Genomic DNA, 25,524 nt, shown 5'->3' with positions numbered 1-25,524 from the left:
ATGAAAAAAATATTCTTTCTATTAGCGACCCTCTTTTTGATGTCCTGCGAGGATGTCTTAAAAGAAGAACCCAAAGCGGTGGCCGTCGAAACATTTTATAATACAGCCGCTGAGGTAGAAACCGCTGTCAATGCGGCCTATCAAGAATTGAGAGCTACCAATGGCATCAGCGGACAGCTTGGTGCACAGGTAGAAGCGTATACCGACTATAGCTATGGCCGGGGAAGCTATCAGGTATTGAGTGATTTTCAAGGCTTGAATAGTACCAACATTCCGCGCACCGATGATGGATGGCGACTGTTTTATTTGAGTATTCGCAATGCCAATTTGGTGATTCAAAATGCCCCCAAAGGCAAAAATATCAGCCAAGCTGATGTAGCCAAATACGTAGCCGAAGCTAAGTTTTTAAGGGCTTACAACTATTTATGGTTGGTACGAAATTGGGGCGGCGTACCCATTCGTACCGAAGCCACTCTCAACGAGCCAAACGTGAAGCGCGGAACTGTGGATGAAGTATATACTTTAATCATTGCCGATTTAAAAGAAGCCGAAACCAACCTCCCCGACAAGCCCGCTCAAGTGGGCCGAGCTACCAAATGGGCGGCCAAAGCTGCTTTGGCAGAAGTATATTTCACAAGAAATCAATATGCCGAAGCCCGCGACAAAGCCGATGAAATCATTAAATCGGGGCAGTTTTCGCTCGTTCCTGTCACCGTTGCGGCTGATTTTGATAAGGTCTTTGGCCCTACTGTAGTGACGAGTCCTGAAGAGATTTTTTATTTGAAAATGACCCGTCAAAACAACCAAGGGATGTATTTGGCGATGTTTGCGCATCATCCTGGCACGCGGCTACACGGCGCTGGCGGATTTTTTGCTCACTATACCGATTCCCAAACCAATCCAGTATATAAGAATTGGGATAACAATGATTTGCGAAAAAGTTACAACTGGATCAATTGGAATATTGGCTTAGGCAGTAATAGTATGTTGTGTAAGAAATTCTCCGACGCACTTGCTCCCACAGGTACCGCTGCTGGCAACGATTTCCCCATTTATCGCTACTCTGATGTGCTTTTGATGTATGCCGAAGCTGCTTGTCGCGCTAGCAATGGCCCTACTGCGGCAGCCTTAGAAGCACTCAATCAGGTGCATCGCCGGGCTTATGGCAAACCTGCAACGGCTCCTTCAACGGTCGATTTCAAATTGGCTGATTATACTGCTGAGACCTTCAATGATTTGGTATTAAAAGAAAGAGGATATGAAACCCAATACGAAGCCAAACGTTGGCTTGATTTGAAACGCCTAGGTACAGCCAAACTGAAACAAATCATCAAAGCAGCTACGGGCAAAGATGTAGCAGATAAGCATTTGTTTTGGCCTATACCTGTAGGTGAATTAAACTTTAACACTGCCCTCGACCCCAGTAAAGACCAAAACCCGGGGTATTGATTCAAGGATTGTGGATGAGTTGATTTGGAAATCAAAACTAATAGCCTAATCACTAGATATTTGTTATTATTTTTCAAATCAACTCCAATCTGTTTCTTACAAAATGAACAAAAACGCCATTATTCTGTGTGCTTTCTTTATTCTCATTGGGGGAATAACTATAGTCTGTGGACAATCTAAAAATAAGCAAATGAGGTACGTCGCCAAGATTCTTAAAACTCCTAACCTGATTGCGCTTTGGGATTTCAAAGAAGAAGAAGGCCAAGCTCGAAAAGCGCAAGGAAAGGGAGATTTTCCGCTCAAAGAACAAAATGGTACGTTGCCTCGTGTCAATGAGGGACCACTGTCGGGCTATTCGGCTCTGTTTGGCAATAAAGCCTTTCTGTCTCTACCCAATACCGAAACTGGAAATCTCAATATTTATGGAAAATCACAAGGCGTAACAGTGATGGCGTGGGTCAAATGGACGGGCGAACAAACGGGTTTTGTGGGTGGAATGTGGAACGAATACCAAGACGGTGGCAAGCGTCAGTATGGTTTATTTGTTTCATTGCCTTATTACAATGGTCGAAATCAAGTTTGTGGACATATTTCATGGAACGGCAAACCCACTCCTCCTTTTCCTTATTCTATTGATTATTCGGCGAGTTCTCAGACGGTTCCCGCCAATGAGTGGAGCTGTGTGGCCTTTACCTACGACGGGACTTACATTCGGTCGTTTTTTAATGGCGAATTTAAAGAACGCGCCCCTGAGCTTATCGACCACACCAAAGGCTTTGAGGGATATCCAGAAGGCATTATTCACTCCAAAAACCCTTATTATTTTCCTGAAGGTATGGGCAACAACGGTTCCGATTTTACGGTCGGTGCGGTGTTGCTCAAAGCAGGTATGGGAAATTTTTTCAAAGGACAAATAGGAGGATTAGCCGTTTTTGACCGCTCCTTAAGTACCGAGGAAATCAAAAAATTATCTAAAAACTAGAAAATGAAAAAACTGATTTTACTATTGCTTTTGGGCTATATCCACACTTTTGCCCAAACTAGCCGCTATGATTCTTTGTGGAACAATGCTGCGGTCGAAAAACGCATCGCCGAGGGTATCGAAAAAAATCGTAAAGGAGATTTTACTCTTCTTTTTCCTAATCTCAAGGGAAATGCTCAAGTAGAAATCCAACAAGTAAAACATGAGTTTCAGTTTGGTTCCAATATTTTTATGCTGAAAGGCTTCAAAACTGATGCCGAAAATCAGCGTTATGAAGAGGTGTTTAAGTCATTGTTTAATACGGCTTGTGTGCCTTTTTATTGGAAAGATTTGGAGCCAGAGCAAGGAAAACCGCGCTTTGCGGCCAATAGTCCCTTTATTTATCGTCGCCCACCGCCAGATTTGGTGCTTGATTTTTGTCAAAAAAATGGCATTACCCCCAAAGGACATACTCTCGTGTGGGATAATACCGCCCACGCTGTACCCACATGGCTTACCAAAGATACTTCTAAGATTCAGCCTTTTATCGATGCGCGCATCAAGACATTGGCCGAGCGCTATGGTTCGCAGGTGAAAACGTGGGATGTGGTAAATGAAGTGCTCGCCGACCATCCCAATGTACCGATGCCCCCCGACTATGCTTTGAAAGCATTCAAGGCCGCTCAAAAGTATTATCCTGCTTCTACACGCTTGTTTATCAATGAAGTGACTACGCTGTCGTGGCAAAATTACCACCGAGATTATACCCCTTATAAGTTGCTGATAGAGAACCTAAAACACAAAGGGGCGCGTATCGGTGGGATTGGTTTGCAGTTTCATTTTTTTAGTGAGCCTCTGCATTATGATGTAGCAGCGGGCAAGGCTATGCGTCCTGAAGACTTGTTTAAGGCGCTTGATTTGTATGGTCAGTTCAATTTGCCTTTACACGTGTCGGAGATTACAATTCCTACTTTGCCCAATACTAAGGAAGGACTGGAAAACCAAGCCAAAATGACCCGTAATTTTTATCGCTTGTGGTTTAGTCACGCGGCGGTAGAGGCGATTATTTGGTGGAATGTGGCCGATGGTACTGCGGTGGCAGGTGAAGACAAGTGGAGGGGAGGGTTTTTGGATGAAGCTCTTCAACCAAAACCTTCTTACCAAGCACTCAATTCTTTGATTAATCAGGAATGGAAGACCCAACTAAAAGCAAATGTTACGGGCGAAAGTTATTCGTTTAGAGGGTTTTATGGGGAATATGTAGCTAAGATTACGGTCAATGGCAAGATGGTAGAGAAGCGTTTTGTGATTGGGAAAAATCAACCTAAAGAATTGAATATAACGGGGCTGTAATCTGCTTGTTTACAAAACAAAACTGTTGCTCCTAAAAGAAAAAAGAAATACCCACGAGGCTTTAGTCCTGACTTTTTCATAGGAGTGTGTTTAAAATCAAGGCTAAAGCACTTAAGTATTTTTAATGACGGGCTGGTACTTGGTACATTGTTAAGTAAAATGTTTTGTGTTTTACCCGCAGAAGTCTGCTGAATAATTCAAATGCAGATTTTCGCTAAAAAAGAACTTTATAGAGTCTTCTATCTGCGTTTTTCTGCGGCTTTAAATCTGCGCCAATCGGCGGGTAAAATTTAACTAACAGTGCGCTTAGCTTAAGAAAGTAAAACTTTAATGACGGGCTGGTACTTGGCTTAAAATAGTAAAACTTTAATGACGGGCTGGTAGCCCGTGCCACATTTATGAAAATTATTGATTTAAAGACGCGTTGTGTGGCGATTCCGCTCAATGCGCAATTGAGACACAATACAGGTGTGCATCCTGGCTACTTTCTGCGGACGATTTTAGAACTGGTAACCGACGAGGGTATCATTGGTCTTGGAGAAGTAGGGGGTGGTGACCAACGCGGCGCGTTACAAAAACTCAAACCGCGAATTATCGGCCTTGACCCTTTTCACCTCGAAACAATCAAATTAAAGGTTCTGCGGAGTATTTATTATATGTCGAATGCCCGACTATATGCCGCTATCGAGATGGCGTGTTTAGATATTCAGGGCAAAGTAGTGGGGCGTCCTTTGAGTGATTTGTTGGGCGGACGTGTACGCGATGAGGTACCGTTTATCGCTTATTTGTTTTGGCGCTACGACCGCCCCGGCGGTGGTCATGACGAGACGGCAGAAGATTTGGCCGATTTTTGTGAAGAACTCCACGAGACGCTGGGGGTCAATGCCATGAAACTCAAAGCAGGGGTGATGCCTCCTACCGAAGAAGCCCGTGTACTGGAGCTTTGCAGGGAGCGGCTAGGAGATGATTTTGGCTTACGAATCGACCCTAACGGTGTATGGTCAGTGCCAACAGCGGTAAAAATTGGGAAAAGATTGGAAAGCCTAGGACTTGAGTATTTTGAAGACCCTTCTTGGGGATTGAATGGAAATGCCGAAGTCCGTAAACAAATACGCATTCCGATTGCTACCAATATGTATCCTGCTCGATTTGATGACCTTGCGCCGGCTATCAAAATGGAGGCGGTAGATATTGTGTTGACCGATATCCACTATTGGGAAGGACCCAAAGGAGTCAAAGATTTGGTGGCGGTTTGTAATACCTTCAATCTAGGAGTAGCCATGCACAGCGGAGCTGAATTCGGAATCGAACTCGCGGCTATGATTCATACCGCTTCTACCATTCCTACCATGACTTTTGCGGGAGATGCTCACTATCATTATTTGACCGACGACATCATCGAAGGAGGATTAATGAAATACGAAAATGGGGCTATCAAAGTACCTACAGGACTAGGTTTGGGAGTCGCGCTAGATGAAGACAAGATGAAGTTTTACGAAAAATATTATGAACAGAAAGGGGATTATTACGCCCGTTTTCATCAAGACCCTTATCGGCCAGATTGGTATCCTACGGTCGGTGGAATTTAATAAAAAGGGAAATTAATATTCAATAATCAGATAGTTAAAGGCACCGAAGTAATAATACAAAACGATTAACTGTGCGTAAATTAATCTTAGCTTTCGTAGTTTGCTGGTTTGGGAAGGGCGTAGCACAAAAGCATCCTTCTGAAAAATCATTTGTGGAAATCAGTCGTCAAGATGCGCGGTATTTGGCTTTGAGCAATGGGCAAACGTTCATTCCTGTGGGGCCTAATATTTGTTTCCCACGCGGACTTACTACCGAAACCGACGTATTGGCATTTTATGAAAAGTACTTCCAAAAGTTGGCACAAAATGGCGGAAATTTTACCCGTATTTGGTTGAGTGTTCCGGTTTTTGAAGTAGAGCATCAGGCCGCCGGGAAGTATGATTTGGCTATGGCAAAGCGCATCGATAAGGTATTGGCATTGGCCAAAAAGCATCAGATTAGAGTAAAGTTTTGTTTGGAACATTTCAGAAAGATTACCAATTCCCCCGCACCTTTTCCTACTTCTGTTCCTTTTGACAGACCCGTTTATGAATCTACGATTGCTACAATAGATGAGTTTTTTTTGACTGATAAAGGCAAAAAATTGTACCTCAATCGTATTGATTTTTTGGCAAAACGATACGGCAACAATCCCAGTATTTTTGGCTGGGAACTTTGGAACGAGGTCAATGCCGTAGGTGTCAAAGACAAGAATCAATTGCTAAAATGGACGCAAGAAATGCTTCCTGAAGTAAAAAAACGATTTCCTCGTCAATTGGTGATGCAAAGTCTTGGGAGTTTTGATACTGAAAGTGCGACCGAAATGTACCGTGTTTATTCCCAATTGCCTACCAATCAACTTGCCCAAGTACATCGGTATTTAGATTTGGGAGCGAGCTTGGAAGTATGTAAAGGCCCGATGGAAGTGCTGGCGAGCAATGCCGTTTTGACCCTTCGAGCGTTTTGTCCTGACAAACCAGTGTTGCTTTCGGAGGTAGGGGCCGTAGAGCCACGCCATGCAGGGCCTTCAAAATTGTACGAAAAAGACACTTTAGGGATTCTTTTGCACGACCTTTTGTTTGCGCCGTTTTTTGCGGGAGCTGCTGCCCCTGGACAAAGCTGGCATTGGGATTATTATATCGACAAACATAACCTTTGGTGGCATTTTGCTCGTTTTTCGGAAGCTATCAAAGGTTTTGATCCCATAACACAAAAAGCCCGAGCATTTACCGAAAACCTTCCACAAGGTTTACATCTCTACGGATTGGAAGGCGAAAATATGAGTTTGCTCTGGATAAGAGACCCTAGCAATGATTGGAAAACAGAATTGGTAGAAGGGAAGGCAGTAGAAGCTGTCGCACCACAGTCCCTAACGATTCACCAAAAGGGTATTCGAAAAGTATCATTTTATGATGTTTGGACAAATGGCTGGTCTTCAGGTACTTTATCTGCCGAGGGCCGCGTGGTGTTGCCTTCTTTTAGCCGTTCTATCGTTGTAAAATTAGAGAAATAACATCATGCGATTAAAACATAAAAAAGCATTAGTAACAGGAGCTTCGGGGGGAATTGGTCGCGCCATCGCCTTGCAGCTCGCCCGTGAGGGATGCTGGGTAGGGGTGCATTATTTCGACAAAGAAGAGGAAGCCAAACAGGTACAAACCGAGATTGAGAATCAGGGCGGAAAAGCGTATTTGTTTCAAGCAGATTTGTCGGAAGTAGCGCAGGCAAAATCCATCGCCACAGCCGCTTGGGAAGCCATGCAGGGGATTGATTACTTGGTAAATAATGCGGGGATTTCTTACAAAAAACACTTTTTGGATGTAGACGAAGCCGATGTTGATGCATTCATGGATGTCAATTTCAAAGGCACTTTTTTCCTAAGTCAGACCCTTGCTCATTTGATGATTCGACACCAGATAGAAGGTAGTATTTATACCATAACATCGGTCAATGCGCTTCGTCCTGGATTAGGGCTGAGTACGTACGGAGCGACCAAAGGTGCTCTCGAAACCCTCATGAAAGGAGTGGCGATGGAGCTTGCTCCCCACCAAATCAGGGTCAATACCATTGCTTTGGGTGCCTTTGAAACGGATATCACAGCCCCCGTTTGGCAAAACCCCACTTTGCTCAAAGAAGTCAATGACGGCATTCCGATGGGGCGCTTTGGTCAACCTTACGAAGCCGCCGCAGTGATTGTAGATTTGCTTAGTTCGGGGAGCTATTTGACAGGAGCGAGTATCACCTTGGATGGTGGCCTATTGCTCATGCGAGGCTATGGGAAACCGAATCTTTATGATACAGAAAAATGAAAAACAAAAACCTAACATGAACCCTTTTCTTCAGACATACCATACTTTTAGACTTGTGGGGGCTTTGGCCTTTTGGGCATTGCTATCGCCTATTTTTGCTCAATCTCCCCCCACTTTATGGCAGCCTTATCGTGTAGCCGAAAGAGTAGGTGAGCAGCACCTTGATTTATCGGGCGAGGGCTGGACGCTTGGGCACACCGACCAACCTATCCAAAGCATCGAAGACCTAAAAGGAATAAAAGATGCCTTCAAAACTTCCATTCCTAATTCGGTGCATTGGTCTTATTTTAAAGCAGGAAAGTTGCCCCACCCTTATTATCACAAAAACTCTCTTCAATATACTTGGCTCGACGAAAAAGCGTGGTATTATCGTCGTAGTTTCAAACTACCCGGCACTGCCACCGACCATTATGTTTATCTATGTTTTGAGGGAGTAGATTATTTCTCCAAAGTATGGGTCAACGATTCGCTAGTAGGTATCCATGAAGGTATGTTTGGTGGGCCTACCGTAGAAATTAGTCGATTGTTAAAATCTGAAAATGAGGTAGTTGTAGAGGTAAGGGCAGGCAATTGGGGCAACAAAGCTACCTACTATGAAAACCTCCCTCGCTTAGGCTCTGGCGAATTTGATTATTCTAAACGAAAAGGCTACAACCCTAGGGCAAGTGGCAAAATCATCAAACCGTGGGTGATTTCGGGCGGTTCGGGAGGAGAACCTTTCTTTAGCGTCGGGATGTGGCAAGGTGTGCGTTTAGAGATGGTTCCTAAAGTCCACGTTGAGCGTCCTTTTCTGACTACCAAATCCATCGCAGCCAATACAAGTTCAGCAGCTTTGCACCTTTCTCTGGAATTGTTGGCCAACGAAGTTTCCACTAATCTCAAGCTGCACCCTTGGCAAAATACCCAACTCGATCATCCTGACAACTATGGTCAAAAATTTGAAGCTATTGAAGGCAATTATACAGTAGCCTTGGAAATGAGTAGTGGCGGAGTCTCTGCCTTGAAGCAATCTTGGAACGTAAGCTTAAACAAAGGGCGAAACTGGTTAGAAAAAGACATTGTATTGCCCAAACCTAAGCTTTGGAATCCCAACGGCCTAGGGAAAGCCGAGCTTTATGACGTAAAGATAGTGCTTTTGAAAGACGGCAAAGCAGTTGACCACCTAGGGTTTACTTATGGTGTTCGGACGATTGAGTACTTACCTACCGCAGGTCCTCGCACCCGCGACCGCTGGGACGACTGGCAGTTTGTGGTGAATGGTAAGAAGTTTTTTGTGAAAGGAATGAATTTTACTCCCCAAGATATTTTGTTGGATTTGAACCGTGAGCGTTATCGTTGGACCCTAGAAGCCGCTCAAAAAATGGGTGTCCAACTCATTCGGATTTGGGGTGGGGGACTGTTGGAAACCCAGCATCTATATGATATTTGTAATGAATTGGGCATTATGGTTTGGCAAGATTTCCCGATTGGAAACCAAGATACGCCCGACTACCCCCAAGATGTGTGGGAGGCACAGGTGGTGCAAAATATTCTTCGCCTTCGCAATCATCCTTCCTTGGCGGTGTGGTGTGGAGGAAATGAATTCAACGCTTACTCCTACGGCAATGCTACCTCTATCGGGATTATTGAGCGAAATCTCCGAACCTTCGACCCGTCGAGGGTATTCAAACGCACCACTCCCGACCACGGTGCCATTCATATTTATCCTGACATGGATCCTATTTGGTACAATCGTAGCTATGCCAAAGCGCCGTGGATTTCGGAAACAGGAATGCACTCGATTCCAGAAGCAAGCGTATTTTATGAGACGGTGGACAATACCGAATTTCATGACCTAGGCAAAATGTGGGATAAAGAGTTTTATAAAACGCACCCCGAATTTATCCATCATTTTACAGAATATGGCCCCGGACGCGTACCTCGGATGCTGAGTCGAGCGTCGCATATCATTGATGTTTCTGACCCTACGATTGATGCTATTGCGGAAGCTTCGCAAGTAGGTGCGGGCGAGTTTTATCAAATTTTCTCCGAAAAAGTTCAGGGAAATTATCCCGTTACGGCAGGTTTGATGCCTTGGGTATTTAAGCGGCATTGGCCCGTGATTGCCATTCAATTGATGGATTGGTTTGGTCAAGCAGCAGCGCCTTATTATTTCCTAAAGCGCACTTATGAACCTACCCACATCGCGGTGGATATCCCCCGGATGTTGTGGAAAAAAGGTGAAAAGATGGCACTTCCTATCAAAATTACCCATGCTGCGTCCGAAATTCTGAAAAATGGACAGGTTTCAATCACGGTTTTGGACGATCATTTTAGAACAGTCTGGAGTCAACAAAAAACGGTGAATATCACCGCTGGCCCTTCGGTGAGTGAAGTAGCCACGGGGCATTATCCAATTCCTGAAGATTACAACGACCGCTTTTTGTTTGTGGTAGCCGAACTTAAAGATGCGGCCGGCAAACTGATTTCTCGCTCATTTTATTATCCACGGGTTTTGGCCAAAATGGAAGATGCTCAGTTTTATAGCAGCTATATTACCAAGCCCATTGAATGGATTACGCTCGACAAAGGCCCTTGGCTCAAACCTACGGTTGCCAAAAACACAACAACTTGTCAGATGTCGGTGGTGCGTCATGAAAAAATAAATGCACAAAAAAGCCGCCTTACGATTCGGGTTTCAAACCAAGGAAAATTACCGGCCTTTATGACCAAAGTGGATATTGTGGGTACGAAGCGAGCTATCGTAGCGAGCGACAACTACAATTGGTTGGCGGCAGGCGAAAGTCGTGAAATTACCTTGGACGTACTTTGGCGGGAACCCCAAACGGCGGCTCAAGCAATATTGAATTTTAGTGCGTGGAATGCCCCTAAAGTAGAAACAAAACTATGAACAAGTCATTGGAAATAAAGCCCTTGTCTTCTGCCTCCGCCACTTTTCCTTCTAGCTATCGGTGGGAGCTGCTGGCTTTACTTTGGTTTGCTTTTTTCTTAAATCAAGCCGATAGGCAGATTTTCAGCGTCGTTTTGCCTTTGATTCGCAAAGATTTGGGCCTTACCGACGCCGAACTCGGTCTGATAGCATCAGCATTGGTCTGGACGTATGGTCTTTTAGTACCTATCGCTGGTTTTATTGGAGACCGTTATTCACGGCGCAATATCCTGGGAATAAGCCTCTTGTTTTGGTCTTTGGCTACGTTGAGTACAGGGTTTTGTACAACCCTTATTCAATTTGTATTACTACGGGGTATCGCTACAGGAGGAGGAGAAGCCTTTTATGCGCCTTCAGCCAATTCGCTTTTGAGTGAACACCACTCCCAAAACAAGTCTTTGGCACTCTCTATTCATCAAACAGCGGTCTATTTTGGCATTATCTTAAGTGGATTGATTGCGGGTTATGTAGGAGAACATTACGGTTGGCAACGCGCCTTTTTTCTGTTTGGGAGTTTTGGGGTCATCCTTGGCATTGTGTTTTTTGTACGTGTCCGAAAAGATACCCCGGCTATTGCGAAGGAGTTATTATCCGATAAGCAAGCCGTAAGTGTAGCGCAAGTAGCGAGTATTATCGTTAAAAAACCTACGGTATGGATGCTAACTTTGGCTTTTGCCTGTATGGTCTTTGTCAATGTAGGGTATCTTACATGGATGCCTTCGTTTTTGGCCGAAAAATTTGACCAATCCCTCACCGAAGCCGGCTTTACTTCTTTGTTTTATCATCACGTAGGTGCCTTTTTGGGAGTGCTTATGGGGGCTAAAATCGCCGATTCTTTTGCCAAAACCAAACCCCAAAGCCGCTTGATTGTACAAGCTTTAGGGCTGCTACTAGGTGCACCGTTTATTTACTTAATGAGTGTGAGTCTTTCGCCTAGCGTTACCTATGTGGCGTTGTTTTTCTTTGGGCTTTTCAGGGGTTGGTACGATTCCAACATCGTCGCTTCTCTGTATGAAGTAGTTGCGCCTCAGATTCGGTCTTCGGCCTATGGTTTGATGTTGGCGTGTGCTTTTTTGGTCGGAGCTACTTCTCCTTTTTTGTTGGGTATCCTCAAGCCTACTTTAGGCCTTACGACAGGATTGGCAAGTTTAGCAGGCTTTTATGTTTTGGGCAGTGGGCTGATTGCGACAGCCGTAGTTTGTTTTTTTAAACACGATAAAGAAACTTAAAAGTGGTTTGCTTGTGTGTTTTGCGTCGGAGACGCAGCAGCATTTTGACCCAAATAGCCGTTTGGGTCAAGCTAGAAAAATTGAGTACAAAATTTTTAATTAATAAAACAATATGGAAATTATCACACAGTCTTATCCCGTAAGAAAATTTGAAGTCAACTACGATTGGCAGGAGATACAGCATCGTTATCTTAAACTATATGCTGCCCTCGTATCAGATGCTCTTGAGCACATGGGCTATCATAGTCAGTGCATGGCAAGTGGGATTTATCCTCTTACGCATACCATGAAAGTAGCGGGGCCGGCGTTTACGGCGCATGGTATCGCCACCCCTAGCCGAGATACCAAAATCCATGATATTCGATTGGGGATGTTTAAAAGTATGACGCATGGTGTAGTACAAATACGCGATACTCAAGGCGATACTTCGTGTGGGCAATTTGGTGAAATCTCAGCCACCGCTGCTCATGCACACGGGTGTGTGGGAGCAGTGATTGATGGCTCTACGCGCGACTCCAACTATTTGATTGATATGAACTTCCCCACTTTTTGTCGTTTCCGAAATCCTGTCGAAGCTTTCGGGCGATTTATGGTAGTGGATTATCAAATTCCGATTTATGTCAAAGGGATGCAAGGACTCCTCCAAGTAAATCCCGGAGATTATATTTTTGGCGACAACGATGGCGTGGTGGTAGTACCTTTTGAACTCACGATTCCCGTTTTGGAACTTGCCGAAGAGTGGTTTGCGTCAGAAGCCAAAAGCCGACAAGCCATGGCTACGGGCCGCAATCCCTTTGATGTGTATGAAGAATTTGGAAGATTTTAGATAAGATAAATAGGTTAAATTGTGAGAAAAGATAAACCCCAACTTTGGTTGGGGTTTTATTTTGAATTCATAAAATCAATTTTCATTAGTTCGATGAAAAGTCGAACCAAAAATCCTGTCCCAAAAATCTGAGCTAACTCCATATCCTCTGTCAGGCTCGGCATAGTGATGGAGCATATGGTGCTTCTTTAATTTTTTCCAAAAACCTGCTTTGAAATTGGCGTGGTGTAGCGCATAATGACTCATGTCATAAAACAAATAGCCACTGATAAAACCCGCAAAAAAAGCAGCCACCAGAAATTCACTCATCATAAGCGCAAACAAAAAATAAAAGGCCGTAGCCAACGGAATGCTCACCGACGGAGGCATCACGAGGCGTTTGGCATCGTTGGGGTAATCATGATGGACTCCGTGGAAAATAAAATGAAGGCGCTCCATGATTTTGCCTTTGGGCGTAAAATGAAACACAAATCGGTGCAGAAAATATTCGGTAAAAGTCCAGATAAACAAGCCTCCGCCATAATATCCAACAAATGATAAAACGGGCAATTGGCCTACAAAAAGAGCTTTCCAAGAAAAATAAAAGATGACGGGAATAAAAATAAATAAAGGGACGCTGTAATGAACCTTAGAAAGGGCTTCTAAAAGGTCACTTTTAAACATTCTTGAGGACTCCGTCGAGTTCGAAACATATTGTTTAGGCATGTTAAGACGGTTTTAAAGGTGGAAAGATTGTTTTTCGAATAGCTGTTGTACGATACTGATACTAAAATTTTGAAAATAGCAGAGCTAGGAATTGATGAATTCCGATTGATAATGAGCAGCGTTTTTTGTTTTTTTTGTGGCGCTTATCTCTAATACATAAGCAATAGTTAGGAGGGTTTGAAGCGGTGAATGATTGTTTTTCCAGTAGCTGTTTCGGTGCCTTTTAGTTCAATATAAAGTACATTGGGTGACCAAAATGTACCTCCATCGATGCGGATAAAAACCCGCTGCAAGACACATTCTTTTTGGGAAATGTCAGTATAAACTCGGTATTGATTTTTGGTGTCTTTCTTCAACAACAAAGGTAATTTTGAATAAGCGACCGACCTTAATTCATATTGACCATTGCCAATTTTTTTGGCATTGATACCATACGCAAACTTCCTTTGGATATAGTTGAGGTCTTTGTGGGCGCCACCCTCAGGATAGCGTATCCAAAAGGCGTGAATGGGGCTACCTTCTTCTAGCTGACCTTTTTCGTTGATATTCAACTCATAACAGATAGTATTGGTATTAGGGTCACGCTGAATATAAAACAGCAACTTTGGCAACCCACTCGGTACCGGAAAAGTCTCAGGGTCAGGAAGAGGCCCATTGACAGAGGGTGCTGTGTGGGTGGGTGCAATGGCACTTATAAACGATAGACCTACTATAAGGGTAATCACCAAACGACTTATTACTGACTTCATACGCTTACTTCATGACTGTGAAACAGGAGAAGCTAACTCCTCCCAAGGAAAAATTTTTTCGTGCGAAGTTGAGTTTAAAATATGCTCAACTTGCTGCAAATCACCTGAAAAAGGCCCAGAAGATTGGATTTTGATAGTGGCCATTGCTGCCCCAAATTCCCCTGCTTCTTGTGGATTTCCGCCTTTTATTTTCTTTAACAAATAACCCGCCATATAAGTGTCACCACAGCCCGTGGCATCTACTACCTGTTTGGGTTTGAAGGCAGGAATTTCATAAAAATTGCCTTCGGTATAAATCACCGAACCTTTGCTACCGAGCGTGATGATGACTTCTTTTACGCCCATTTCGGCCAGATAAAGCGCCCCTGCTCTGATTTCTTTTTGACCCGTAATCACCTCCATTTCGTACTCATTGGCTTTCAAAATACTCACATGGGCCAATGCTTCATCTTTGTCAACCCAGTCGGTATAGTGTACTTTTTGATTTTTGACAAAACGTAAAAATCCCTGAATATCAAGCGAAACCATTCCTTTTTTGGCGAGCGCTTTCAGCAGCTCCACCGATATATCGTCGGAGAGAAGTGGGCCAAGATGGTAAATTTGAGCGTCGATGTTTGGCAACAAAGCCACCTCTTTGGTAAAAGGGTCGGCTTTGTACAATACATTTTGCTCGCGGTGGTCTTGGTTTTGACTATAAATATTTTCAAAAAATACGGTATGCTCGCTCGGTAAGGTCGTAATCTCAATTCCTTCTTTTTGCAATTGCTCCACAATCGGAAGCTCTGCCGCTGCTAGTGCTGTAATGAGCCGATAATCAACGTCAAATTTTTGGATAGCTTTCGAAAAGTAAAAAGAAGTACCACCCGGCATAAAATTGACCGATTGTGTGGTTACTACTTTATCAAGTGTAATATGCCCGATTGTACAAATATCATACATGGCTCAAGGTGATTTGGTGTCAGATGTGTTTTAAAAAAGAATACTATCTAGGATTTTGATGGCCTCCACAAGCTTCCCAAAATCGCCAATTTCAGCATCGGCGATAGAGGCGGTGGTATTTTCTTCCCAGCCCTGGACATTGAGCCAAATCGCTTGACAACCCACTTCTTTGGCTGGTACGATGTCTTTGCTATAAGAGTCGCCTATTACTACACATTCCTCGGGAGGTAATTGCAACTGTGCCACTCCAAGTCGATAAATGTCGGGATTGGGTTTACGCACTCCTACTACTGCCGATTCGACGATTGCCTTAAAAAAATGATGGATACCGAAATCGGTTAATACACTATTGATATTTCCATAAAAATTAGAAACCAAAACCAAAGGATATTGCTCATACAATGCCTCTAAAGTAGGAATCGCTTGCTGCACGGTAGCTTTGGCAAAAAGATGGCAGTCTTGGGCGATAAGCTCTACGAGACTTTTGTCAAGCTCAAAACCATGATCGGCCAAAAAGCGAAACTGTTGGTCGATTTTCAACGCTAATGTATCATAGAAAGTGTGGTGAGGCATCACAATAGGATGAATAGCCAAAGCCTTCTCCCCAAAAGAATAAGCTTTTGAAAATGCCTCCTGCGGAATGTCTATGTGATGTTTTTGATAGCTATTCCACAATACCCCTCCCCAATGTAGGCCGTTGGTATCGATAGTGCCACCATAATCTAACAATACGCCTCTAATCATAATATCTTTTCGGTTTTTCAAAATGATGCACTCTCAGGCATCGGTTCCAATTTTTGAGGGTTTTTGGGTAGATAGTTAGGCGTAAATTTTAGCAAAATTAGACCCATCAGTATCCATACCAACTCCCTGATTCTCATTACTATTCCAATAAAAAGCCCCGCTTCCGACGGTAAGCCAATACTCCTTAAAGCTAACGCCAAGCCACCTTCGCGGGTTCCGAGCTGCATCGGAAAGAAAAAGACTACGTTGGCAAACAAAGACGAACCAGAGCTTACAATCAACGACTGCACCACCGACATCTCCAATCCAATGGCTTGCGCCGTAAAGTATATTTCGGCGCAGCCCACCACCCGTGCCACAAACTCAAGCCACAACGAAGCGTGGAAGCGCCCTTTGCGTTCGGCGTATAAAATCCGAATTTGCTCGTCTATTTCTTGTAAAGTATCCGCTTTTTCTTCGGCAAAGGCTTTGGCTTTTATTTTGATAAAAGGGAGTGTTTGCAATAGATTAAAAGTACTTACCGTAAACCCGCGCTGATATACCCTTACAAACCAAAATCCCAAGACCAACCCTATGACAAGCATAACCCCACATCCCCCTATCATGAGCGGCGAAAGAGGTACAGCCCACACAATCAAAACAATGGAAGCCAACCAAAAAATGACGTGCGAAAACATATGCATCAGACTATACAAGAGCACCGACGAAGTGGCTTTTTGGATACCCACGGCGGGCTTCAATTCCATGATGCGGTAAGGCTCGCCACCCAACGCCACAAAAGGTGTAATGTAATTGATGATATAACCCGTAATGGTAAGACGCAACACCGCCCAAAAAGGCAAATCCGTTTCGGGGCGCTGAGGTTCTTCTATAATCGCCTGAAAAGCAAAGGCATTGAGTACATAAATCACCAGCCAGCTTCCAATCACGGGCAAAAACCACCAACCCGTTTTTTGGATGTTTTGCCAAATAGTCTCTACTCCCATGCCATATATCATATAGCCGAGCGACAAGACCCCAATGACCAAAAATAGGGCTTTATATATTTGCGTACTTATTTTCACTAGGGTGGGTCAACTGTTGATAAAAATGACGACTTACTTTCTCCTGACTCACACACATATATATCAAGATAGGATTCAAGATGAAAATATCGAACATGAAATAAATCCAAGCTTGGTCGATAAAGAGCCACAAAAACAGAAACAAAACGCGCGTATTGAACTGAACGATGTTGGTATATTTCATCAAAGGTTTGTTTTGAGCTCTAAAATCCCGCACCAACTCTTGCGGAAGACCGTTGGGGAATCGCTCCCGTACAAGAGCCAAAAGTTTTTGTAAATGAGGTGAAAAACTCTCTTGGAGGTTGGTATAGTTGAGATACGTTCGTGCTACGAGTTTCATCCCAAAGTTTTTGGACCAAGACAGTTGGTCATATTCTCTTTGCAAATCGCGGCTATTGTCGAGTTCGCTACCCGATGTACCTTTGATAAAAAACAAATGTACATTACGGTAATAATCAGCCATCGCAGATTGTACTACGTGAGATAGCCCCGCTACCACACCCGGCACCCAAATCAAGGCGCTCCAGCCTTCGTTTTGGCTACGCAAGCAAATCGCGATATGAATCGAAATAAACCAAAAATCACCCGCCGCGCCATCCAAAATACGCCCAAGTCGGCTTTTGTTGTTGGTGAGGCGTGCAAGCTGACCGTCGGCGCTGTCGAGCGAATTGGCAAAAACCAGCAGCAACATTCCGATCACATTAATCCAAAGCTCTTGGTAATAAAACAAAATCCCCGCCGCTACTCCAAAAAAGATACTGACAATCGTAACGGGATTGGGAGTGATGCCTACTTTGGCACAAAATAGCGCGATTTGGTAGCCAATAGGTCGATAAAACCAAATATCGATTTGCTCTTCGGTGTCGTTGGATTTGAGTGAGCTTTCAAACGCACTTTCTTTTTTCTCTTCGATGATAGTATTGGTTGCCATACTGTTATCTGCTAAATTGTTGAACAATCGATTGCGCGATGAAACTAGCAGCTTCTTCGCGACAAGGCGCAAAACTGGGCCAATCGTTGAGATCGATGATATGAAAACTTCCGTCTTTACTCACGATAGCATCTCCGCCATAAATATGTACCCCTAGCGCTTCGGCTGAGGCATTGGCTACTTTTTGCAGTTCATTTATATCAAATTTATGATAAAGCGACTGCCCATTGATGGCTTCGTAGCCGGTGTATTTGTGGTGGTTGTTGTCGTAAGGATAAAACCAAAAAAAGAAGTCAGTATCTCTGACGGCATAAAACTTCACCAAGTCGCCGACCAAATGTTGCGAAATCACAGCATCATGAATATCCCGAAAGGTATATTCACGCAGGATTTCTTTGGCTTCTTTGATAGAGGCCGCAAACGTCACATCCTCTTTGTGAATAGCGTGAAAATCCCCACGTTTAATCCAAAAACCTTTGCCCGGGAGTTGGTCAAACACTTCGTTTTGGGCATAGGTAGTGGGTACAATAAAACTCTTTGGGTACGGAATTCCGTTTTCAATCAAGCCATTGGTCATGTTGATTCGAAAACAATTTTCGATGCCAAACCCTGAGTTGACAATCTTTTTGCCTTCGTTTTCAAGTTGTTGCAATTTCTTAACTACCTCTTTCTGGCGCGCCATTGTAAAGATATACTCTTCTTGTATTTCTTCTTTTTGAAGAAACTCATCTTCACAACAAATCGTAACATGGCACTTCATTTTTTCTAAATTCTGGGCTACAAGCGAAAAAATAGCGTCGTCATTTCCGATATGGTTAGGTGAAAACTTTCGATTGCGGTGTACTCCTAATACTTTTAAATGATTCATTTTAACGTAACTTCATGATTTGGTGTCGGCTGCTGTTCGCTCAAAAAGCGCTCGGCAGTAGTAATATCCCAGACGTGGTCGATGTCCACAATTTTGGAGAAAGAATACGCCTGTAATGGTATGTTTGTTTCGATCAAATAACGTTGAAAATTGCGCATCCGATTGGTGCCTTTTTCTACAGCCTCAATGGCCCGATTAAGCGCAGGACGACGCAAGCAATAAATGCCTCCTGATATGTAAGGCGTACTGTTTTGGTTGGTATCCGTAAAAGCCGTGATGTGTTGATGAGCATCCACAGAGACAAAAAGCGGGCTTTCGTCGTCCACAAAAGTAGTAACCGCCATCAGGCCACCTACTTGGGTATTTTGCTGAAAGGCGGCAATATAATCGGCAAACTCTTCTTCCCGAAACACCGTATCGGTGGTAGTAAGGCAGAGAGCGTCAAGCTGCTGAGAGGCTTTCAGCAACTCATAAAAACTATGGAGCGAGCTAGGCGTGGACTTCTTGATTATCTTCAACGAAACTGGATAAGTGCTTGATAGCAAATGTGTTTCTAGTAATTCTGACTCTTCGTTGATGATAATTTGGATGGTTTTGGCACCATTTTTTACAAATATCCTGATGAGTCTATCAATGAGCATTTCTCCATGAAGCTGCACCATAGGCTTAGGAAGTGGAAAGCCTTCCTTTGCCAAACGTGACCCTTCTCCGGCGGCTATGATTGCATAATTCATATGGGTGTTTGTCTATGTCTTTCTGGATTTTTCCTTCGTGCTATGGTAAAAAATACAACCACAGATAGAAGGAGTTATCCAAAGAGAGCTGATTCTAAAAATCGAGCCTGAATCGGGTACGAATTCCCCATTCGGCTACATTGGGATGATTGAGGTAATTGAAACGCTTTACCAAATCGACCCGAATAAGTTTAAAAATATTGCTTACCCCTACACTCCCTTCAAGGTAGGGCTGCCGGCCAAGCGAATAGCTAATCGATTTGTCTTGCGCATCTACCGGAAATCTAAATACCGATAGGTTTTTGTCTGGATTGTTTTCGTCTCTCAATCCCCCTATCAAAGCTTTTACGCTTACTACTTCTCTGAGTTTTAGTTTTTTGAGAAGAGGTATTTTGTTAAAGAAAAATCCGTTGAAATAATATTGTACGTCCACACTCGCATAATGGTCACTCACAAACTCCAAGAAGTTCATCAAGTTGTAAGAGTTCAACTGATAAGCATAGGTTTGGTTGGCACGGTGAATCATCAAAAGCGGAAAAGGAATATTTTTGCCTACGATGTATCCGCCTTCGGTCGTAATATCAGCAAACCCAAACTGAGAAAAATAAAAACGTTTGGCTACGTTGGCTGTGATAGTATGGTAATTGTTTTCGCCCGACAAAAACCCCTTTACTCCCACATTATAGCGAAGTGTGAAGATAGGGTAGCGGTTGATGAGGGGCGTACGGTATAGTTTTCCTTGATAAAACTGCTCATTGGGCGCGTACCTAAGTTCGAGGCTTAGCTCGGTATTTTTCAATTGAGGTACGGCTTGCACCAAACCATCGTTGTTCACTTTTTCGTATCTCAAAATCCCCGCAGGAGTTTGGTTCCATTGGGTAAATCCTAGACGATAAGAGAAATGATTGGGCAATTCGCGGATGTATTCAAGTTTGAAAATATCATTGTAGAGCCAACGGTTGTTGTCGCCGCGTTTGAACGATAGCAAGAAATTGTCTTCTTGCACAAACTGAAGCTCTTGACCCGGGATTTTGGTATCGCGCTGATAGCTTGCTCTGATATAATGAAACGGAAACTGATAAATCGATTTGTTGTTGAAAGAGTAAGTACTACTCAAAAAATACTTCCATTTTTCATCTTTGAAGCCATAGGCGGCATAAGATTCAAAATAAAGACGATGACTCAACTCAGTAGTGGTACGTCCGCCAAAGCGCAAGCGAAAACCTTCGACTGGGTTGAAGCTATAAAAAGTATTGACGGGGCCTACCTCCACTTTTCCAAAGGATTTATAACCCGCCACAAACAAAGTGGCGATGTCCATAGCGCGTCTAAAAGACGGAATGGTTTGGAGGGTGTCTACATTGCGATAAATATTGCGCTCCAGTCTTTCGAGAGGTACGTGTCTTACATTGCTCCAAAATTCTTCACTTTTGGAGGTAGAAGCAAGCGTGGGCAAATACTCCTGAGCAGGGCCTTTGTAGAGGCTATCTTCTCGCGGTTGGTTGATGGTGAAATTTTTAAAATTGACAACCCGTTGCCCATACAATCCCGCCGCTTTTTCTCCCAAAGCAAATTCCATTCCCAGCGTAGTTTTGCTAAGATGATAGCGCCCTTCATCGCCTTTTTCAAATTCTAAACGAGCTTCTAGGTCGCGCATGAAGTTGAGGTTGATGTCTTTGTTGACAGTGAGATAGGCGTTTTGAACACTATAATTGCCATCAAGAGTCACAAAGAGTTTTCCCTCAAAAAGCATATCGGTTTTGTTGCGTGGTACAAAGCCCAATTCTACCAACCACGGTGTTTGGGTTTTGACGGTGTCGCGGATAAAAAACTTATAAAAAGTGGGGGCACTATTGGCAATGGGACTCAACAATAAGTTGGTCGCAATCGAAATATCATTTTTATAAATATCTATATCTTCGTAAAGCCTTCTAAAGTAGGCGTTTAGTCCGTCGTTGTCGATAAATTTGGAGTCAAACTCTGCTTTTCTATCCGCTTTTACCCATTGTTTTTTGGTATAAGGGTTTTTCCGAAAATACACCTGCGAGAGTTTTTCTTGCATATAGGCGGGAAGCATATTTTTGCCACCCATATTGGTAGAGTCTTGATTGACAAACAAAAACTGATAATTACGGAAAATGCGTCTTTCTTTGAAATTGTCGGACAAGTTGCTGAGTGCCAACGATATTTTTTCGTATTGCTCATACTCTACATAATCGTTGCTTGCCATTTGGTTTTTGTCCTTGTGCGCAATCACCTCCCTAATCAGCTGTACGGCAGGATTATCTTTGTTGCGATAGCCTCGGGTTTTGCCTTTGACGGTGACTTCTTTGAGCATTACTGCATCGACAGCCATCTTTATATTGATAGTCTGAGTAATTCCCGGCGTTACCGTTTTTTCAAGACTTTGATAACCAATGTACGTAAACTTAATGCGGGATTGGTTGGCAGGGAAGCTAAGCGTATAATTGCCTTCGGCGTCGGAGGTGCTACCGATGGTCGTGCCTACTACTTGGACATTGACATAGGGTAGCGTTTCGCCCGTTTTAGCATCCGTAATCACTCCTTTAACGGTCGTGGTTTGTGCCATTACGGCTCCCGATTGTATTCCCACAATCGCGAAAAAAAGGGCTATATGTACATAAATAATTCGTAACATTTTGATGTGGGCCTTGGGCCTAATTTGTCTATCACAACTGTTATTTTATTCTACTAATTTGATTCTTTAAAGCCAACTTTGGGCTTTGTACCATTCAATGGTTTCGGTGAGACCTTTTTTTAGGTCATACTGAGGGCTGTATTTTAAGTCTTTTTGGGCGGCATTGATACTACAATACCAGTTGGCTGCCGTGAGTTCTTTGATTTTTTCTTGGTTGACTACGGGTGTTTTGTTAGAAAATGAGCTACTCAATTCAAGTGCATTGGCGGCCATTTTCAAAATCTGCACGGGTAAATGCAATCGGTACAGACGCTGACCACTGACTTCTTTAAAATAATTGGCTAACGCGTAGCGGTCGTACCAATTCCCGTCCGAAATATTGTAGCTTCGTTTTTCGGGAGAAGCTTGGGCAAGAGCGGCTATGGTAGCGGCACTTAAATCTTTGGCATAGACAAAACTTAAGCGCTGCGGCTTGCGCCCAATATAAGCATCTAGTCCTTTGTTGAGCGTTTTAAACAAAATCAGTAAGTCTTTTTCGCGCGGGCCATATACTGCCGTAGGTCGGATAGTAGTAAGAGGTAGCTCGCTCAATTGGGACAGGTACTGCTCGGCAAGCAATTTGCTCTTGCCATAACTCGTAATAGGGTTGGGTAAAGTGTGTTCGGTAATAGGTTGAGTATCTTGGTATGAAATGGGTCCTAAAGCGGCCAAACTGCTCAAAAACACAAACCTTTTGAGCGGAATATCGGCAGCAAGAGAGGCTTCGGCCAATGTACGGGTATAATCGGCGTTGATTAGATTGTATGCTTGTTGATTTTTGGCTCTAGTGGCTCCTGCCGAATGAATGATGTAGGAATATTGACCTTCTGCAAGTAGCTTTTGAAGACCTGCTTTGTCGTTGAAATTAGGGTAAACATACGTAATATCGAATGCCTTTAGGTGGCTCACATCGCTTGAGGGCCTGATAGCGGCGTGGACTTCCAAGCCTGCTTTCAGTGCGGATTCAATTAAGTGATAGCCAATAAAACCACTCGCTCCTGTAATGAGTACCCTGCTGCTCATAATTCCTTTTCGTACAATCGGTATCTCTTGTAAAGCTTACCATTAATCTGCTCAATAGCGTGGTTCATGAGATAATTGTCCTCCAACATCCACGAACATTCGCCCCCCGTAATTTTAGTACCGTACGTATTTTTGATAATATTTCCGTAAAGACATGCTTCTATACCCATTTTGCGATACCCCTCTACTACCCCAAGGGTAAGTACGCGCAGTCGGGTGATGTTTTTTTTCTGGAAAAGCAATTTAAAAATGCCCGTAGGTAGTAAGCGTCCTCTTTTAATTTTGATCAGTACTTGATTGATATCCGGAATTCCTAAGGCAAACGCAATCAATTTGTTGTCTTTTTCGGCTACCAAACAAAAATTAGGATCTAATATTAACTTCAAATCTTTGGCTAAATAATCAAACTCTTTGTCGGTCATGGGTACAAAGCCTAGATTTTTGTCCCAAGCTGAGTTGTATACGTCTCTGATTTTAGGAACCTCCTCCTTAAACCTTTTGATGTCTACTTTCCGGATTGTGATACCGTTGCGTTTTAGGCGAGCTTCGAGCGTATCCACTAATTTGAGGGTTCGTTCGTTGGCTTCTTTGGTTTCGAGTTCGTAGGCCAACAAATCCGTTTTTTTCTTAAATCCTGCACCTACAATCAACTCTGCATAGTAGGGAGCATTGTAAGGCATCATCGCAATAGGCGGACGGTCAAACCCTTCTACCAAAAGCCCACAAGTATCGTTGGTAGACAAGTTGACAGGGCCTATGATATTGGTATTTCCCTTTGCTTTTACCCATTCGGTCGCTTGTTGAAGCAATGCTTTGGCAATAGCAGGGTCGTTGATACAGTCAAAAAAACCAAAAAAACCGTCTTTGTTTCCCGTAAAATCAATATGGTTTTGATTGTGAATAGCGGCGATGCGTCCTACTATACGCTCATTGCTATACGCAAGAAAAAGCCTCACACTCCCATGTTCATAAAAGGGGTGTTTGTTGGGGGAGAGCATATCTTGTTGAGCAATAAACAGCTCTGGGACGTAATGAGGGTCGTCGCGATAAAGCTCATGGGGAAAATCAATAAACCTAGCGAGCTCCTTGCTAGACTCTACCGCAACTATCCGATTCATAGGTTGGCTTTGATGGCTTCTGGGCAAATTTTATGGTAAATTTTGGTCATCTTGTCGATTGCTTCCTCTATTTGACTAAAGGTATGGGTTGCCATCAACGAAAACCGAATCAACGTATCTTCGGGACGAACTGCCGGCGACACCACGGGATTTACAAATACGCCTTCGTCTTGTAAAAGTCGGGTGATTAAGAAAGTCTTTTCATTGTCTCGAATATAAATCGGTAGAATAGGGCTTTCTGTTTTACCCAAATCAAACCCATTGATGAGCAACAACTCCTTGGCATAGCGGGTATTGGCCCATAGACGCTCGATATGAAAAGGCTCTGTTTCGATGATATCCAAAGCGGCCAATGTACTTGCCACAGTAGCCGGTGTCATACTAGCACTGAATATCAAAGAACGAGCTCTATGCTTCAGGTACTCTATGGTGTCGTTGTCGCTGGCAATAAACCCTCCCAAAGAAGCAAGAGATTTGCTAAAAGTACCCATGATTAAATCAGTAGCATGGGTAAGACCAAAATGGGAAGAAGCTCCCGCGCCTTTTTCGCCGATTACCCCTAAGCTGTGGGCATCATCTACCATGATAGAAGCACCAAACTGCGCTGCTACTTCGACCATTTCGGGAAGCTTGACAATGTCGCCTTCCATGCTAAAAATACCGTCGGTCGCAATCAACTTGATAGCTTCGTCGGGCAGGAGACCCAATTTTTTCTTGAGGTCTTCCATGTCGTTGTGAGCATATTTGATGACCTTCGAAAACGAAAGCCGACTCCCGTCGATGATAGAAGCATGATCCATTTCATCCAACAAAATGTAATCGTGCCGCCCTGTCAAACAAGACAACGCTCCCAAATTGGCCTGATAACCGGTGCTAAAAAGAATAGCGGCTTCTTTGCCAGTATAAGCAGCCAATCTACGTTCTAGCTCTATATGAATATCAAGCGTGCCGTTTAAAAATCTAGAACCTGCGCACCCTGTTCCATATTTTTGGGCCGCTTTTTGGGCTGCTTCAATGACATAGGGGTGGTTGGTAAGCCCTAAATATGAATTCGACCCAAACATCAACACAGGCTTTCCTTTGATAAGAACCTCAGTATCCTGACCTGATTCTATCGGCCTGAAATAGGGGTATATTCCCTTTTCTCTCGCGATTGCAGCGTCTTTAAACTCCGCAACTCGGCTTCGTAGTTTGTTACTCATATTATGAAACTAGTGTCAGAAATATTCTACAAATTGCTTTTAACTTTACTCAATCATTTCCATTAAAAATGGAAGGATTGCAGATAAGGCAAATATTAACTTACAACTACAAACAATGTTTCAG

21 protein-coding genes are annotated in these 25,524 nt (G+C 43.5%); 9 read left to right on the top strand and 12 right to left on the bottom strand.

The annotated features are described in order from the left end of the window. The 9 genes from G563_RS0122435 to G563_RS37195 all read left to right on the top strand — a co-directional run bounded on the left by G563_RS0122435 (position 1) and on the right by G563_RS37195 (position 12,625). Complete coding sequence (locus tag G563_RS0122435) at positions 1-1,449, top strand: RagB/SusD family nutrient uptake outer membrane protein (protein ID WP_028667288.1); 1,449 nt, start codon at positions 1-3, stop codon at positions 1,447-1,449. A gap of 103 nt (positions 1,450-1,552) precedes the next feature. Further along, on the top strand, positions 1,553-2,431 hold the full coding sequence (locus G563_RS0122430) for a LamG domain-containing protein (protein ID WP_028667287.1): 879 nt from the start codon (positions 1,553-1,555) through the stop codon (positions 2,429-2,431). 3 nt (positions 2,432-2,434) lie between these two features. Further along, entirely contained in the window at positions 2,435-3,763 is a 1,329-nt protein-coding gene (locus G563_RS0122425; protein ID WP_028667286.1) for an endo-1,4-beta-xylanase, read from the top strand. Between the two features lie 398 nt (positions 3,764-4,161). After that, positions 4,162-5,352 carry an enolase C-terminal domain-like protein gene (locus tag G563_RS0122420; protein ID WP_028667285.1) on the top strand — a complete coding sequence of 397 codons (1,191 nt, stop codon included), beginning with the start codon at positions 4,162-4,164 and terminating at the stop codon, positions 5,350-5,352. A 71-nt stretch (positions 5,353-5,423) separates the two neighbouring features. After that, on the top strand, positions 5,424-6,845 hold the full coding sequence (locus G563_RS0122415; RefSeq protein ID WP_028667284.1) for a cellulase family glycosylhydrolase: 1,422 nt from the start codon (positions 5,424-5,426) through the stop codon (positions 6,843-6,845). Positions 6,846-6,849: 4 nt separating this feature from the next. Then, a complete protein-coding gene (locus G563_RS0122410; protein ID WP_028667283.1) occupies positions 6,850-7,641 on the top strand; it encodes an SDR family NAD(P)-dependent oxidoreductase in 792 nt (263 codons plus the stop codon). 16 nt (positions 7,642-7,657) lie between these two features. Further along, positions 7,658-10,531, top strand: a complete 2,874-nt coding sequence (locus tag G563_RS35595; protein WP_084650952.1) for a glycoside hydrolase family 2 protein — start codon at positions 7,658-7,660, stop codon at positions 10,529-10,531. After that, on the top strand, positions 10,528-11,799 hold the full coding sequence (locus G563_RS0122400) for an MFS transporter (protein ID WP_028667282.1): 1,272 nt from the start codon (positions 10,528-10,530) through the stop codon (positions 11,797-11,799). The genes G563_RS35595 and G563_RS0122400 overlap by 4 nt, the downstream gene beginning before the upstream one ends. A gap of 112 nt (positions 11,800-11,911) precedes the next feature. Beyond that, complete coding sequence (locus G563_RS37195) at positions 11,912-12,625, top strand: RraA family protein (protein ID WP_051211134.1); 714 nt, start codon at positions 11,912-11,914, stop codon at positions 12,623-12,625. 75 nt (positions 12,626-12,700) lie between these two features. Here G563_RS37195 and G563_RS0122390 read toward each other — a convergent pair whose 3' ends face one another. From G563_RS0122390 to spt, 12 genes are all read right to left on the bottom strand, one after another. Continuing rightward, positions 12,701-13,330 carry a sterol desaturase family protein gene (locus G563_RS0122390; RefSeq protein WP_028667281.1) on the bottom strand — a complete coding sequence of 210 codons (630 nt, stop codon included), beginning with the start codon at positions 13,328-13,330 and terminating at the stop codon, positions 12,701-12,703. A gap of 167 nt (positions 13,331-13,497) precedes the next feature. Continuing rightward, complete coding sequence (locus G563_RS0122385) at positions 13,498-14,079, bottom strand: DUF4833 domain-containing protein (protein ID WP_028667280.1); 582 nt, start codon at positions 14,077-14,079, stop codon at positions 13,498-13,500. Positions 14,080-14,088: 9 nt separating this feature from the next. Continuing rightward, complete coding sequence (locus G563_RS0122380; RefSeq protein WP_028667279.1) at positions 14,089-15,018, bottom strand: PfkB family carbohydrate kinase; 930 nt, start codon at positions 15,016-15,018, stop codon at positions 14,089-14,091. 30 nt (positions 15,019-15,048) lie between these two features. Further along, complete coding sequence (locus tag G563_RS0122375; protein WP_028667278.1) at positions 15,049-15,762, bottom strand: HAD family hydrolase; 714 nt, start codon at positions 15,760-15,762, stop codon at positions 15,049-15,051. Between the two features lie 17 nt (positions 15,763-15,779). Beyond that, positions 15,780-16,826 carry a lysylphosphatidylglycerol synthase transmembrane domain-containing protein gene (locus G563_RS0122370; RefSeq protein ID WP_229598552.1) on the bottom strand — a complete coding sequence of 349 codons (1,047 nt, stop codon included), beginning with the start codon at positions 16,824-16,826 and terminating at the stop codon, positions 15,780-15,782. Further along, positions 16,801-17,757, bottom strand: a complete 957-nt coding sequence (locus tag G563_RS35585) for a CDP-alcohol phosphatidyltransferase family protein (RefSeq protein WP_037327811.1) — start codon at positions 17,755-17,757, stop codon at positions 16,801-16,803. The genes G563_RS0122370 and G563_RS35585 overlap by 26 nt, the downstream gene beginning before the upstream one ends. Before the next feature lie 4 nt (positions 17,758-17,761). Next, a complete protein-coding gene (locus G563_RS0122360; protein ID WP_028667276.1) occupies positions 17,762-18,625 on the bottom strand; it encodes a hypothetical protein in 864 nt (287 codons plus the stop codon). Further along, positions 18,622-19,359, bottom strand: coding sequence for a nucleotidyltransferase family protein (locus G563_RS0122355; RefSeq protein ID WP_028667275.1), 738 nt, complete (start codon positions 19,357-19,359; stop codon positions 18,622-18,624). The genes G563_RS0122360 and G563_RS0122355 overlap by 4 nt, the downstream gene beginning before the upstream one ends. A 94-nt stretch (positions 19,360-19,453) precedes the next feature. Beyond that, entirely contained in the window at positions 19,454-22,018 is a 2,565-nt protein-coding gene (locus G563_RS0122350) for a DUF5686 and carboxypeptidase-like regulatory domain-containing protein (RefSeq protein ID WP_028667274.1), read from the bottom strand. A 66-nt stretch (positions 22,019-22,084) separates the two neighbouring features. Then, positions 22,085-23,080 carry an NAD-dependent epimerase/dehydratase family protein gene (locus G563_RS0122345; RefSeq protein ID WP_028667273.1) on the bottom strand — a complete coding sequence of 332 codons (996 nt, stop codon included), beginning with the start codon at positions 23,078-23,080 and terminating at the stop codon, positions 22,085-22,087. Then, entirely contained in the window at positions 23,077-24,198 is a 1,122-nt protein-coding gene (locus G563_RS0122340) for a hypothetical protein (protein WP_028667272.1), read from the bottom strand. Before G563_RS0122340 ends, G563_RS0122345 begins: the two co-directional genes overlap by 4 nt. Then, entirely contained in the window at positions 24,195-25,400 is a 1,206-nt protein-coding gene (spt, locus tag G563_RS0122335; RefSeq protein ID WP_028667271.1) for a serine palmitoyltransferase, read from the bottom strand. Before spt ends, G563_RS0122340 begins: the two co-directional genes overlap by 4 nt. Positions 25,401-25,524 lie beyond the last annotated feature (124 nt).

The sequence above is a fragment of the Runella zeae DSM 19591 genome (assembly GCF_000423565.1).
In the GTDB taxonomy this organism is placed as follows: Bacteria; Bacteroidota; Bacteroidia; order Cytophagales; family Spirosomataceae; genus Runella; species Runella zeae.
This window is presented reverse-complemented; position numbering and strand designations above follow the sequence as displayed.